Source organism: Mycobacterium sp. DL440, from assembly GCF_011745145.1.
GTDB lineage: Bacteria > Actinomycetota > Actinomycetes > Mycobacteriales > Mycobacteriaceae > Mycobacterium.
In genome coordinates this window covers 1500365-1513917 of the sequence record NZ_CP050191.1, presented here as the reverse complement: position 1 = coordinate 1513917, position 13553 = coordinate 1500365, and the positions used below count along the sequence as shown (strand labels likewise).

General features: G+C 66.7%; 14 protein-coding genes. 2 read left to right on the top strand and 12 right to left on the bottom strand.

All coding sequences use genetic code 11. From position 1 onward, the window contains the following. Positions 1-12: 12 nt before the first annotated feature. Both HBE63_RS07500 and HBE63_RS07495 read right to left on the bottom strand, forming a co-directional pair. Positions 13-1503 carry a hypothetical protein gene (locus tag HBE63_RS07500; RefSeq protein WP_208301318.1) on the bottom strand — a complete coding sequence of 497 codons (1491 nt, stop codon included), beginning with the start codon at positions 1501-1503 and terminating at the stop codon, positions 13-15. Between the two features lie 59 nt (positions 1504-1562). Further along, positions 1563-2432 (bottom strand): TIGR03619 family F420-dependent LLM class oxidoreductase, encoded by an 870-nt coding sequence (locus HBE63_RS07495; RefSeq protein WP_166904197.1) that lies wholly within the window; start codon positions 2430-2432, stop codon positions 1563-1565. A 106-nt stretch (positions 2433-2538) separates the two neighbouring features. Between HBE63_RS07495 and HBE63_RS07490 the strand changes: the two genes are divergently transcribed. Next, the gene (locus tag HBE63_RS07490) at positions 2539-2793 is read left to right on the top strand and encodes a DUF2631 domain-containing protein (RefSeq protein WP_166904196.1); all 255 of its coding nucleotides are present in this window, start codon (positions 2539-2541) and stop codon (positions 2791-2793) included. 22 nt (positions 2794-2815) lie between these two features. Here the strand turns inward: HBE63_RS07490 and HBE63_RS07485 are convergent, their stop codons facing one another. Next, on the bottom strand, positions 2816-3682 hold the full coding sequence (locus HBE63_RS07485; protein ID WP_166904195.1) for an acyl-CoA thioesterase II: 867 nt from the start codon (positions 3680-3682) through the stop codon (positions 2816-2818). Further along, positions 3682-4278, bottom strand: a complete 597-nt coding sequence (locus HBE63_RS07480) for a hypothetical protein (protein ID WP_166904194.1) — start codon at positions 4276-4278, stop codon at positions 3682-3684. Before HBE63_RS07480 ends, HBE63_RS07485 begins: the two co-directional genes overlap by 1 nt. 209 nt (positions 4279-4487) lie before the next feature. Between HBE63_RS07480 and HBE63_RS07475 the strand changes: the two genes are divergently transcribed. Continuing rightward, positions 4488-5195 carry a DUF427 domain-containing protein gene (locus tag HBE63_RS07475; protein WP_166904193.1) on the top strand — a complete coding sequence of 236 codons (708 nt, stop codon included), beginning with the start codon at positions 4488-4490 and terminating at the stop codon, positions 5193-5195. Positions 5196-5203: 8 nt separating this feature from the next. Here HBE63_RS07475 and HBE63_RS07470 read toward each other — a convergent pair whose 3' ends face one another. From HBE63_RS07470 to HBE63_RS07435, 8 genes are all read right to left on the bottom strand, one after another. Continuing rightward, positions 5204-6439: a MinD/ParA family protein gene (locus HBE63_RS07470; protein WP_166904192.1), complete on the bottom strand. Its 1236-nt coding sequence runs from the start codon at positions 6437-6439 to the stop codon at positions 5204-5206. 176 nt (positions 6440-6615) lie between these two features. Continuing rightward, the gene (locus HBE63_RS07465) at positions 6616-7539 is read right to left on the bottom strand and encodes an alpha/beta hydrolase (RefSeq protein WP_166904191.1); all 924 of its coding nucleotides are present in this window, start codon (positions 7537-7539) and stop codon (positions 6616-6618) included. A gap of 3 nt (positions 7540-7542) precedes the next feature. Beyond that, on the bottom strand, positions 7543-9075 hold the full coding sequence (locus HBE63_RS07460; protein ID WP_166904190.1) for an NAD(P)/FAD-dependent oxidoreductase: 1533 nt from the start codon (positions 9073-9075) through the stop codon (positions 7543-7545). Then, a complete protein-coding gene (locus HBE63_RS07455) occupies positions 9057-9788 on the bottom strand; it encodes an SDR family NAD(P)-dependent oxidoreductase (protein ID WP_166904189.1) in 732 nt (243 codons plus the stop codon). The genes HBE63_RS07460 and HBE63_RS07455 overlap by 19 nt, the downstream gene beginning before the upstream one ends. An 11-nt stretch (positions 9789-9799) precedes the next feature. Then, positions 9800-10612, bottom strand: coding sequence for an HpcH/HpaI aldolase/citrate lyase family protein (locus HBE63_RS07450; protein WP_166904188.1), 813 nt, complete (start codon positions 10610-10612; stop codon positions 9800-9802). Then, complete coding sequence (locus tag HBE63_RS07445) at positions 10609-11577, bottom strand: zinc-binding dehydrogenase (RefSeq protein ID WP_166904187.1); 969 nt, start codon at positions 11575-11577, stop codon at positions 10609-10611. The genes HBE63_RS07450 and HBE63_RS07445 overlap by 4 nt, the downstream gene beginning before the upstream one ends. A 1-nt stretch (position 11578) precedes the next feature. Further along, a complete protein-coding gene (locus HBE63_RS07440; RefSeq protein WP_166904186.1) occupies positions 11579-12808 on the bottom strand; it encodes a cytochrome P450 in 1230 nt (409 codons plus the stop codon). A 7-nt stretch (positions 12809-12815) separates the two neighbouring features. Then, positions 12816-13520: an NIPSNAP family protein gene (locus HBE63_RS07435; RefSeq protein WP_166904185.1), complete on the bottom strand. Its 705-nt coding sequence runs from the start codon at positions 13518-13520 to the stop codon at positions 12816-12818. Positions 13521-13553: the final 33 nt, after the last annotated feature.

The following is a 13553-nucleotide window of genomic DNA, read 5'->3' as shown; positions in this document are numbered from 1 at the left end:
TCGAGCTGACGCTCAGATGGCGCCGGGCGCGAGGAACTCGCCGGTGAGCGAGTAGGTCCCGGTTGCCGCATCCACTCCCGCGAGTTCGATCCGGATCGCCAGCCGATGCTGATCGATCTCCCGGTCCGTCATCCAGATCTCGACGGCCTCGCGCTCATACGGTTCGAGGCCACCCCGCTGCATCGCCTGTGCGCGAACGGATTCGAAAGCCTCTTGGCTGATGTCGTCGAAGGCGAACTTCTGCCTTCCCGAGTGGTAGGACTTGTCCTCGACCTCGGGCAACTCCCCCGGCACCATGACGATCTGGCCGGACCGGTCTCCGGTGTCGAAATCCAGCAGCACTCCGCCGCTGCTCTGCAGTTCACTCGGATGCGCGGTCGGTGTGGCCCGATGCGTGCCCCTGATCTCGAAGTTCGTCAGCACGCGGTCTGTCGGCGCAATCCGGGCCAGCGCCAAGGTGTCTCGCGCTTTTTGGAACGACACGGTGAAATCGGCCGGGTCGAAGATCTCGCCCACCGTGCCGTCCGGGAGGCCGTTGATCGTCTTGCCACCGAATTTGCCGGTCAGAATCACCGGAGCACCGGGCCCCGACCTTTCGATCTCCAGGTCGCCCCGCCGCCCGGCAGCGTCCGCGTGTTCGGCCATCTTTTCGGCGATCGCGTCCAGATCGGTCGCCGCGATCTCGGCGGCCGTGAAGGTGCTGTCCTTGCGGAGAACCTGCGCGGAGGGTGTGGTGAACGCGTCTCCGCTGTTGTTGATGTAGACGATCGTCGCGTCACCGTTGGTCGGGTCGAGCACCGTGCCGTAGTCCGAGCCGCTGCCGGTGAGGCGCAGATCGAGCAGATTGTTGGACGCGGCGGGGCCGAACTGCTCGGTGATCGCCCGCACCATGCCGTCACGACGGGCGTTGAAGTTCATGCTCTTCGACTTGGTCGCGGTATCGGCACGCGGCGCAGGCGATGCGGGCCGGTCGAATGAGATGTGCCAGGCATCGCCGACCCCGAACAGCACCGCGAGCGTCACCAGCACTGTCACCACCGGATAGACCACGGCGCGGGTGCCGGGGTGATCGCCGAAGCCCGGCGTACGGGAAACGTCGCGCGCGGGGAGTGCATCTGGCGGCAGCGCCGTGAGCGGATTTTCTGTCAGTGAGCGGAAGTTGCCGCGCGACATCGACGCGATCCACCGCGCCTGATACGCGGTGTCGTGCGGCGGGCTGATCGTCGCGCTCACCAATGTCGGCTGCAGGTCGTCCTCGGTGAGGCTGCTGCGGGCGAGTGCGTCGACACGGACCGGCACCGCCTGCGGGTGCGCCGGGTCCCTGAACACCTCGAGCTCGGATGTCCGGGAGGGTCGGGGTGCAATCGCAAGACCCACGACGATGAGCGGGATTGACACCAACACCGCCACCCACCAGGCGTTATAAGCGCCGAGTCCGATCCCGAGGGCGATGAGGACACCGGCTGCGCCGGATTGGCCGACGCGCATCACCGTGCGTTTCATGAGCCCCCTCTCCACACCGGTTTAGCGCGATCATAGTGACGCCGACCGAGCGGCCCCGACTAGCAGACCTTTGCGATGACGGTTTCCGCGAATTGCTCGATGGGACCCCGGAACCGGTCGACGCCGGTGGCGCCGTTGGGCATTGAGAGCCAGGGCGCACACATCACCGCGGTGATGCCGAGATCCTCAGCTCGCTTGTACAGATCCGGCGACGGCGGATCCAGCAGCGCCAGGATGATGTCGAATGGCTCGCGCTCGCGCCCATATTCACGTCGAAGGTCAGCCAGCCGGGCGGTGTATCGAGAGGCCTGCTCCAGGGTGTACGCGTAGCCGATCCAGCCGTCGCACGTGCGGGCCGCGCGCCGCAGCGCCGCCTCGGATTCACCGCCGCACAGGATCGGCACCGGTGCCGGCGGGTGCGGTTCGATCATCATCTCGGGAACCGAGTAGTAGCGGCCTTCGTACGACACCCAGCCGCCGCGCCACAGTTCGCGCAGGGCCGGGATCATCTCGTCGAGCCGTTTCCCGCGAGTGTCGAAATCCTGGCCCATGAGCTCGAACTCCTCCCTCATCCAGCCGACGCCCACGCCGAGCGACACCCGCCCCCCGGAGATCACCGCAGCCGTCGCCACCTGTTTGGCAACCTCGAGCAACGGACGTGCCGGCGCCACGTAGATGGCGTTGGAGAAGCGCAGCCGACGCGTGAGCGCCGCCATCGCCCCGATCAGAACCCAGGAATCCGGCCAGCCGGTCTCGGGCGCCCAGGGGGGCTTGCCGGTCGGGGAATCCGGGTAGGGCGAGGACAGTTCGCGCGGGTAGATCATGTGGTCCGAGCAGACCATGCCGTGGTATCCGGCCTCGTCGAGAAACGGCGCTACCGTCAACGCGTCGGCGACTTCCATGAATGCCGTACCGCTCCAAAACTGCATCGACAACCTTCCCAGTTCGTTTCATGCCGAGTGGCCGGCGTACGACACAGCGTCGTATGCCAGAATGTGCGCAAGCCAGAAGCCAGTTCGATCCGGAGGAGCAACCGTGGCCAGCACCGAAGTGGAGCGCAACAACGGCGTCGACGTCGAGGAAGTGCCGTCCGCAGCGTGGGGCTGGTCGGATCTGAACATCAAGGTGATCCACCTCGGCGGCATCCTGTCCGCGATCTTCCTGCTGGTCATGATGCACGGCAACCACATCGGACAGGTCGAGAACTGGTTCCTCATCACGTTCGCGGCGTTCATCTTCCTGGCAGTCGTCCGCAACATCTGGCTGCGTCGTCGCGGCTGGATCCGCTAGCCGCGCATCCCACCCGTCGGCCCTACAACCGGGCCGACATCGCGATGGCCGTATCCGCCGCTCGCATCGGACGGATCAGCCCCTCCTGGGCGAATGACGCCAGCAGCTCACCGTCCTCGGTGTGCACCTGACCGCGGACATACGACATCCCCTGTCCGGCCGCGGTGCTCTCGTGGCTGTAGAGCAGCCAGCCATCCCACTCCACAGGTTCGTGGAAGCTGACCGACGTCGACACCACCGCTGTGGACAGCGTGGCGTGCGCCTGTGCGGTACCAACCCCACGATGTGGCCGCATGGTGGTCGAGATGCCGAGTTGCCCGGTGAAGTACGCCAGCAGCGCCTTGGCGAGGTCGTCGCGTTCGGGGATGGGGTCGTAGCGCAGCCAGGCATAGAGTTCGGGCGGCCCGACTTCGTCGGGGCTGTTGACGTCGACCACGTCGACAAGGCGCAACTCGTGGCCGGCCATGGCCCGCCCGGCCGGGTGGGCGTCGTCCGGCGTCTCGACGTCGGGCCGCAAAGCGTGGTGACTGACGACGTCACCAGCGGGCACGTCGGCCAACACCGTCACAGTCGCGCACAGCCCTGAATCCTGGGCGACGGCCACCACCGCGGTCGCCGCCGACCGGCCCTCGTGCACCACGTTGACTGACAGCTCGACAGTCGAGTCGATCTCGACCGGCCTGGTGAAGACCGCATGCGCCGAACGAATTATCTTGTCCGGGAATCGCTTTGCCACTGCGACGATGGCCTGACCCAGCGCTTGCGCACCTTTGGCCACCTGCCTGCCGTCGGTCCCGGCCGGTCCGGTGACGCCCACGAACCGATCCGGCCCGTCGGGCGTCACATCGAACACCTCGAGGAGACCGGCGACGGATGCCTGTTCCGCCATCAACACACCGGCACCAGGTCGGCGTCGAGCAGGCCCGCGGACCTCCCACACCGGAACAGCGCCTCCGCGCGCCCGGCCGACCCCGGATCCGCTCCGGCCACCGCCAATGCGTGGGCCTTGAACGCCAGCGCCGCCGCGCTCGGCCGGTACTGCACCCGGTGCACGGGCCCACCGAGATGGTCCGGACCGTGCTCCCCGAAATAGACCACGTCGTCGCCGGGGTTGCGCAGGGCGAGGTCATCGGATTCATGGCGATCGGTGTCGATCACCGTCATGGCAACCGCGTCCACCCCGGCCGCCCGCCACAGGCCGTTGAGGTCAACGGCTTTCAGCCCGAGGATGCGGAGCGCCCGCTCGTCCGTGCAGTCATCGGCGGCGATGTTGACGCGCCACCCCGCCATCGCACGGTCGAACAACCATCCGCCAATGCCCGATACCAGGCCGGCGACATCGGCCGCCGCCACGTTCAACTCGTACTGCAGCGCCTTCTCGGGGCGCACCCGCGGCCGGGAGTGTGGGACCGAGACGGCGACCAGCGCGTTTCCGCCGCCGCGCACCTCGGACAACTGTGCGGACATTCCTGACTGCAGAGACATAAAGGCATCCAATCCGGGTCCAAGGGGCTGATCGGCCGGCACTGTCGACGGGGGTGTTGCGGTGAGCCCGCCTCGCCCAATAGCGTGACATTCTCAAGAGAATCTGTAAAGCTTCTATCTGGACGCAGCCATCGGTCGCACGAACCGACACCGCTACGTCCAGCAGACGCGCCCGCGTCCAGCAGGTCGGCCAAAATGGAGGTGCTGCAATGAGTCTCGTCGCAGGGCGGGGTCCGTTGAGTACACAACCGGCCGGTTGGTTCACGCCCCCGCTCGCTGAGGGCACGGTCTACGTCGAACCGCATCCACGGCGCATTCAAGCTTTCCGCGGCGCAGTCGCCGTACTCGACACCGAACACGCCCTGATGGTGCACCGCGCCGGCCGCCCACTCAGTTATGCGTTTCCCAGCGATGAGGTCGGCAGCCTTCCGCACGCGCCGGTAGCCGAGGCACCGGGATATGTGGCGGTGCCCTGGGATGCCGTCGACACGTGGTTCGAAGAGGGTCGCAAGCTCGTGCACTACCCGCCGAACCCCTACCACCGGATCGACTGCCGGCCGACCCGCCGCGGGCTGCGGGTGACGGCCGCCGAGACCGTTCTGGTCGACACCGACGACACGGTGATCGTCTTCGAGACGGCATTGGAACCGCGGCTGTATGTGGACCCCACCTTGGTCCGCACCGATCTCCTGCAACCCAGTTCGACCACGTCGTACTGCAACTACAAGGGCACCGCCACCTACTGGTCGGCGGTCGTCGGTGGCACCGTCATCGCCGACGTGGCATGGAGCTACCCCGACACCCCTGTGGAGTCCCTACCCATCCAGGGATTCCTTAGCTTCGACACGACACGCGTGGACGTACTCGCCGAACTCCCCTCGACCGGGACGTCGGCTGCGTGCGGTTGCGAACTCTGACCGGCGAATTAAGCTAGCGCCGCCCCGCCCTCGAAATCGTCGGAAAGCGCCGCCGCCAGTTGCAGTGTGCGTCGCCGGAACGCGGGCCGCAGCAGGTCGAAATGGATCTCGGTACCCGCGGCGATGTGCTTGTCCCACGGCAACACGAACACGCGGCCGGGGGCCACATGCTTCTGGAACTGATGCACCAGGTCACCGGTGTTCACGTTGGGTTTGCGTGGCCCGACATGGTTGACCACGACGCAGGACCGGTTCAGCAGATCCTGGTAGCCGTTGTGCCGCAGCCAGTCCATGGTCACCGCTGCCTGGCGGGCTCCGTCGATCGAGGCGCTGGCCACGATGACCGCGCTCGAAACCGTCGACAGCACACCCCGGCCCGCCGGGGCGAACATGTCGGCGGCGCAGTCGGCCAGCACCAGGTTGTAGTGCTTGGAGACAGCGGCCGTCGCCGCGTTCCAGTCCGCATCGTTGAAGGCCCGGCCGGCGCCGCTGTACTCATCGCTGGACAGCACCTCGAGCTTCGACTCGTTCATGCTGGTGTAGGCCCGGACATCGTTGTAACGCGACAGGTCCTTGGCGGCCAGGAGATCGCTCACTGTCGCCGCGGACTGCCGTCCGACGCGGTCGGCCAGGTTGCCGCCGGCCGGGTCGGCGTCGACAGCCAGGATCCGATCGCCACGAACCGCGCTCAGCACCGATCCGAGCGCCACGGTGACAGTGGTCTTTCCCACGCCACCCTTGAGGCCGAAGACACCGATCTGGTGGGACTCGCGCGCCGTGCGGCGCACCCTGGCGTAGAGATCCAGTTCATACAGTTCGTCGCGGGAAAGCCCGAGGTTGAGGCGGGTGGTGACGTACACCGCCCGCCGCCAGCCACGTCGTGGCTGCATCTTGACCGCAGAGCGCACGCCGACGCGGGAGAGATTGTCGATGGCGCGCGGTTCGCCGGGTGCGGCCGCTGGGAACGGCTGTTCCAGGATCCAACTGCCGGCTGAGGACGACCCACTGATCGGGCGGCCCGGAACCGGCGGGAGTTTGGTGGTGATCTCCGCTTCGCGGGGAGCGGCGAAATTCGAGGTCAAGACGATGGGAGGGGTCGATACCCTGGCGTCGCCGTGCCGGGACCGTCCGTTCGGCAGCGCCGCGACCGGTCCCAGCAGGGCGTCAAGTCCGCCGTATGCCAGGGGTTCCCTGGCGTGCTTGGCGTCTCCGGAGTACATGAGCCGGTCGTCGTCGGCCGACATAGTTACCTCTCAATCGCTCACTCGCTCCCGACGTACCCGGGTTGACCCCTTGGGCATGCCGCAGCCATCGTCGCACCGGCCGCACCGATTTGTCCGTGCGAGATCCGGATAGAACAGACCTGCATTATTGCCCACAACGTCGATCACAACCACCGTCGAGCTGACCAGCTACCGCATCATCCATGCAGGGCACGACGCAACGCCGCGCCCTGTAATGCGAAAAGTTGCTGGCTGACCTCCCACTCGGGAAGCAACGAATCGAATCCATGGCACGTCCCGGGAAACAGATGCAGTTCGGTGGCAACGCCCTCCGTCAACAGCCTGCGCGCATAGTCGAGTGCCTCATCGCGCAGCGGATCGAGTTCCGAACACGTGATCAATGCCGGCGCCACACCGGTCAGGGTCACGGCCCGGGCGGGCACGGCCGTCTCCGGTACGTCCCGGCCGCCCGCATAGTGCCGCCACATCGCTACGGTCGCCGGGCCGTCGAAGCCCGGGGTGTCGGAGAACTCCTGCTTGGATCGGGTGGGACGGTCGTCGAGTACCGGCTGGTGCAGGGCCTGGAACACCACCGGAGGTGCCGAGCCGGCCGCGGCGTGCTGCGCCAGCAGCGCGGCGAGCGCGCCGCCTGCGCTGCTGCCGGCCACTGCGATGCGGCCCGCGTCGATGTCGAGCTCACCGGCCAACGACGCCGCCCAGTTGAGCACCACCATCGCATCGTCGAACCCGGCCGGATACGGATACTCGGGCGCCAACCGGTAGTCCATCGCGATCACCGTGCACCGGGCCCGCCGCGCCAACTCCACACATTGGATCTGGTCGGTGTCGAGGTTGCCCAGGACGAAGGCACCGGAATGGCAGTAGACCACCGCGGGTGACGGCGACGGACCACCCCGATAGATGCGCACTCCGATGGTGCGCCGCCCGAGCGCGACGCGGGCCCCGACGATCTCAATACCCGGGGTGTCCAGGACCTGCGCAGCATCGCGGCGACGCTGATCCAGCGAGGTACGCACCACGCCCAGCTGATCAGTGGTCAGATCGGTCCGGGCCTCGGCAAACCCGTGCAACGCGGGGTCGAGGCGCTCCAGCCAGGCCATGGCTCAGCCGTCCGTCCGATCGGCGGCCGCGGTGACCGGGGCCGGGTAATTGGTGGGCGGTTCGAAAGTGTAGTCCGCGGACCGGAACCGGCGGGTCATCGACCAGAAGACTCGGGCGCTGCGCGGCCACTGGGTGACCACCCTGCCGCTGGGGGCCCGGAAATAACTGCTGCACCGGGTCAGCCACACTGTGCCCTGCATCCACCTGTCGATGTCGGCGAGAAACGCGGCCATCGCACTGGGCCGCACCGCCACATATGACTTGCGTTTGCGCCGAAGATGTTTCAGTGCTCGCACCACGTAGCGGGCCTGCGCCTCCAGAATGAAGATGACGCTGTTGGAGCCGACATTGGTATTGGGCCCGTAGAGCATGAAGAAGTTGGGGAAGCCGGGCACTGTCATTCCCAGGTAGGCGAATGCCCCGTCACTCCACGTGTCGTGTAGCGACACCCCGCCTTCGCCGGTCACCTCGATCTGCCCGAGGTAGTCGGCGGCCGCATAACCGGTGGCGCACACCACCACATCGACGTCGAGTTCCCGGCCGTCCTCGGTGACCAGCGACCGGGCCCGCAGCGCGCGGGCCGGACTGGACACCACCTCGACGTTGGATCTCGTCAGGGTCGCGATGAAATCCGGCGAGAACACCAGCCGCTTGCACCCCAGCGGATGGTCCGGGGTCAGTTTGGCGCGTAGTTCCTCGTCGTCCACGGTCGATTCGAGGAGGTTGAGCGCGAGCGCCTTGAACTCCTGCGTCTTGTCACTGCCGTTCTCGATGACCGCGATGTTGGACTCACTGCGCAGCCACAGCCGGGTCCGGTAGACCTTCTTTGCGAACGGCACATGGGCAAATAGCCAGCGTTCCCGCTCGGTGTACGGACGGTCGGGTTTGGGCAGCACCCAGGTCGCCGAGCGCTGCACCGAGTACACCTTCTCGGCAATTTTTGCCATTTCCGGAACTACTTGGGAGGCAGTCGATCCGGTGCCGAGCACGGCCACCCTGGCGCCGTCGAGCGCGACGCTGTGGTCCCAGTTCGCGGTGTGCATGACGGTGCCGGTGAAAGGCTCCTCGGCCGGTAGGTCCGGTTGCAGCGGTTGGGTGAACAGGCCGATCGCCGACACCACGACGTCGAATCGGTGCTGTGCACCCGACCCGGTGGTCAGCACCCAGCTGTTGGCGGCGGCGTCCCACTGCGCCGAGGTGATCTCGGTGTTCAGGTGGAGATGCGGACCCAACCGGTAACGCTCGGCGCAGCGCTCGAAGTACTCCAGGATCTCTGGTTGCCCCGCCCACAGCCGGCTCCAGTCGGCATTGAGCTCGAACGAATACGAGTACAGATGCGATTTGACGTCACAGGCCAGACCCGGGTACGTGTTGATCCGCCATGTCCCGCCGACCCCGTCTTCGCGGTCGAAGATGGTGAAATTGTCGAAACCTGCCTTTTTCAGGAAGATTCCGAGCGCCAGGCCGCCCGGCCCGGCCCCGATGATCCCCACCGAGGGTGAACGCGACATTCGACCTATCCGATCTGCAGACATTGGCCGCCGTCGACAAGGAGCTCGGAACCGGTGATGAACGCCGCCTGACCCGACAGCAGAAACGCCACCGCGTCGGCGATTTCGGTCGGCGTGCCCAGGCGGCCCAGCGTCGCCCGGTCCACCAGCCGGTGCTGGGTCGACTCGTCGAGCATCGGTGTCTCGACCGGTCCGGGGAACACCGCGTTGACCCGGATCCCGTCGCGGCCCAGTTCGGCGGCGGCCAGCTGGGTGAGCCCGCGCAGCGCCCACTTGGATGACCCGTACGCGGCGTGGTGCGGGAACGGGCGGACGGCGCCGGTGCTGCAGGTGTTCACCACGGCAGCACCATCAGCCTGCCGCAATGGCTCGAGGGCCGACTGCAATCCCAGGAATGGGCCCAGACAGTTGACGCGCCAGGAGGTTTCGAACCCGGCCGGCGTTTCTTCGGCAATGGAAGCCCGGTGCAGCACACCGGCATTGTTGACCAGTGCGTTGAGCCCACCGAACCGGTCGACGGTGGCCTGCACTGCGGCCTGCCACTGATCGGCCGAGGTTACGTCCAGCTGGGCGGCCAGCACCTGGTCACCGAATTCAGCTGTGCTGGAGGCTAGTTCGTCGATCAGCAGATCTGTTGCCGTCACGCGGTAGCCATCGGCCACCAGCCGGCGCACGATGGCCGCGCCCTGCCCGCGTGCGGCACCGGTCACCAACGCGACCCGGTTGCCGTTTGGCACTGCTCCTGCGTTCAGTTGTAGCCTCCTCGTTCGGTGCCGGTCGCGGCGTGCCCGGTTGTGGACGGACCACCGGCATTTCCTGTTGCTTCGTTGAGGTGCTCGGCGGCACCGCGGCGTAGCGCCTGAGATTCCGAGGCCAGCGTGACCATCTGGAAACCCAATTCAGCCGCGGCCTTTCCGAGCTTGCCTGCCCCGGCATGGATTCCGGTGACCAGTCCGGCCTCGCGCGCGGCGGTTTGGACCGCGATCATCGCCGCCCGCACCTCGGGGTTCGTCCAGGCGTCAGAGAGTTGGTATCCCATCGAGATGGCCAGGTCCGCCGGTCCGACGTAGATCCCGGTGAGCCCGGGCTCCGCGCAGATCTCCTCGGCGGCGGCCAGGCCCCGCGCCGTCTCGATCATCGCGAACACGCTCACCCGAGCCTCCAACTCGGCGGTGTCGTGTCCCAGACCGGACCGGAGCGGCCCGAAGCTGCGCACCCCGGCCGGGGCGTACCGGGTAGCCGCAACTGCCGCGGCGGCCTGCTCGGCGGATTCCACCATGGCGATGATCACCGCGTCGGCGCCCGCGTCGAGCACCCGGCCGATCGGTGCGGGGTCAGTGGAGGGCAACCGGACCGCCGTCGCGATCGACACATGCTCGAGCCGGCGCAACAGCAGAGCCACGTCGGCATCGTCGAGATACCCATGCTGGACGTCGAATCCGACATAGTGATAGCCGGCCGCGGCGAACTCCTCGGGGCCGAGGATCGTCGGCCCCACCACCCAGCCGCCCCATACCTGTGCGTTGGCCGCCAGCGCGTCCTGCAGTCTGCTGGGGTTCATCGGGTGATCGCGATCTTGACGCGCTCGGGCACCGGACGGCAGGCGAGTTCGAACGCCGCCTGCACATCGTCCGAACCGAAAGTGTGGGTCACATAGCTGGGTAACAGGTCGGGGTGCTCGCGGGCGAACTCGTCGGCCCGGCGCAGCACGCGCTGGCGGTCCAGGGTGACACCAGATTTCAGGGTGAGGTTGTTGCGGAGCATGGTGCGCATGCTGATCGGATAGCTGTCGTCATCGGGCACGCCGAAATAGAACACCGTGCCTCCGAACGCGGTGGCTTCCAGGGCATGGTTGAGCGTGGCGACCTGATGCCCGACGGTCTCGATGACGATCTCAGGCTTACCGGTGCCCGCCAGATGCCTGACCCAGCGATCGCTCGTGGCCAGGACCGGGGTGTCGACGCCAAACTGTGAGCTCACCGACGAGCGGTCCACCGGGTCCACCCCGGTGACCCGCGAGGCGCCAAAAGCCTTTGCCACGTAGGAGAACAGCAATCCGATCGAGCCCTGTCCGATGACCGCGACGTGGCGGCCTGTGACGTCGGGTAACTGCTCCAGCGCGTAGAGCACACACGCCAGCGGCTGCAGGCCGACGGCTAGCTGCGGGGACAGCGCAGGGTCGTAGGACACCAGCCCGGCGCCGTCGGCGACCACCTGCCCCATCAAACCGTCGAAACCCGACGCCCAACCGACCACCCGGTCCCCCGGTCCGTGGTCCGGATGGCGGCTGGCCAGCACCTCACCGACGATCTCGTGGATCGGAAAGCCGGCCATCTCCGCGGCGCAGGGACCCGTGTCACCGGGCAACTTGCCCTGGGTACCCCGGAATCCGGGAATATCGCTGCCGCAGATCCCGGCGGCCAGGAAGTCCAGCAGCACCTGTCCGTCGGCCAATGATTCCGGCGATGGTTCTGAAACCTCGCTCCGCTCAAACCTATACGGAGCGACGAGCCGGTATGACCACACGTCACACCTCCACGGGAATGTTGTTCCAGCCCCACTGGAAGCTCGACGGCGGCCGACAGGCCGCGGCTTCGTCGATGTGGTAGTCGGGCACGCGTTTGAGGAACTCCTGGATCATGATCGTGATCTCCATCCGGGCCACGTGGACACCGAGGCAGAAGTGCTGGCCGTGCCCGAACGACAGCAGCCGTTCGATGGGCCGGTTCCACACGAAATCGTCCGGATTGTCGTATTCCCGTTCGTCGCGGGCAGCCGAGGCCAACAAGGTGATGACACGCTGGCCGGGTTTGATCGTGGTGCCGTGAACGGTGTAGGGCCGCCGCACCGTTCGGGCGAACCACTGCGCCGGGGCGCTGTGCCGGATGATCTCCTCACGAGCAACCGGCACGTTGCCGTCGAGATCGGAACGCACTGCGGCCAATTGATCGGGGTGGCGCAGCAGCTGCCACAGCCCGGTCGCGGTGATCTTCGGGACCGTCTCGGTACCGCCGATGAAGACGCCGAGCATCTGCACGGCGGCCTCCATGTCGCCGAAGGCCGATCCGTCGGGCAGCCGGAAATCGATCAGGGCATCGGCGATCGGGACGCTGCCGTCAGGACCTGCCGCGCGCCGGCGCTCGATGATCGGGGTGAGGTAGGACAGGTAGCCGGGGCGGGCGTTGCCGACCTCGACCCCTTCCCCTGGTTGTGCGAGGCTGCCCGCGTTGACCGTCGCCAGCACTTCTGGCGCGAGCTCTACTGGCAGCCCGACGAATTCGCAGACCATGGCGGCCGCGACGATGCCACCGTAATCCTGCGTCAAGTCGAAGCTGCCTCGGGGCAGCAACTCGTCGAGCCGCTCGTTGGCCAGCGTCCGGATCTTCTCGGCCAGCTTGGTCACCGATCGCGGCCGGAACTGCGCCGAGGTACAGCGCCGCACATTCTCGTAGAGCGGTGAATCGAAGTTGGCATGAAAGGGCATCGGATGCAGCGCCGGATCGGACACCGGGCCGTCGTTGCGGTGCGCCAGGACGTTCGCGGCGGGCAGCGTCCCCTCGGAGGCCACAAAGGTTCCGTCGTTGACCCCGAGCATGTTCCAGATGTCGTCGAACCGGGACAGCGCATAGGTGTCCCACTTGTCGATGTAGTACACCGGGTACTCGTCGCGCAGGACCCGGTAGTACGGCAGCGGGTTGGCCATCACGTCCGGATCGAACGGGTCGTACGTGAAGTCTTGCAGCACAGGTTGATTCATGGCGGGCCTACTTGAGTGGCGACGGCGGCAGGGCCGAAAGGATGGAATCCTCCCAGCCGTCGCGCAGTGCGGGGGCCACGCTCATCCAGGTGACGATCTCCGCGGGCGGGTCTCCCTTCCAGGACGGGTAGTGGTTCTCGAAGCAGTCCCAGTCGTCGTCGAGCGCCCAGTAGTGGATCACCTCGTTGAACCGGAAGGTGGTGATGAACGAGCCCAGCCAGCGCTTACCGGTGCTTTCCGACCACGGCACATACAGCCGCTCCAGTTCCCGAATGTAGTCGTCCTGGCGCCCGGGCTTGGTCTCCATGATCTCCTGAATCACCAGACCCGCACCGAAGTTCGCCTCTCGCAGCTGCGCGAGCGTCCTGTTGTACTTGCCGGCGTACATGATTCGGCCCTCACCACGGGCCCCGATCTCGGACAGGTAGGCCGCCCACTGCAGTGCCGGCTTCTCATGGCTGCCGCCGACTGCCTGCGCCTTGCCGATGCGGGCGTAGTCGGCGAATGCGTCGATCTCCCAGATGATCGTCGCCTGCGGCCAGTGCCCGTTGTAGGGCGTGGTTTCCCAGATCGCGAACAGGCGCGCGCCGAGGTCCTCCATCATCGGTTGGTAGACCTCGCCGAACATCTCGGTAAATTGGTCGGTCCGCCCCGACCCCAGGTCGATGGTCTCGTGCAAATACAGCAGCGTGTGGCCGTAGAACTTCTTCATCACGACGCTCCGATAGTTGACAGTGGCACCATG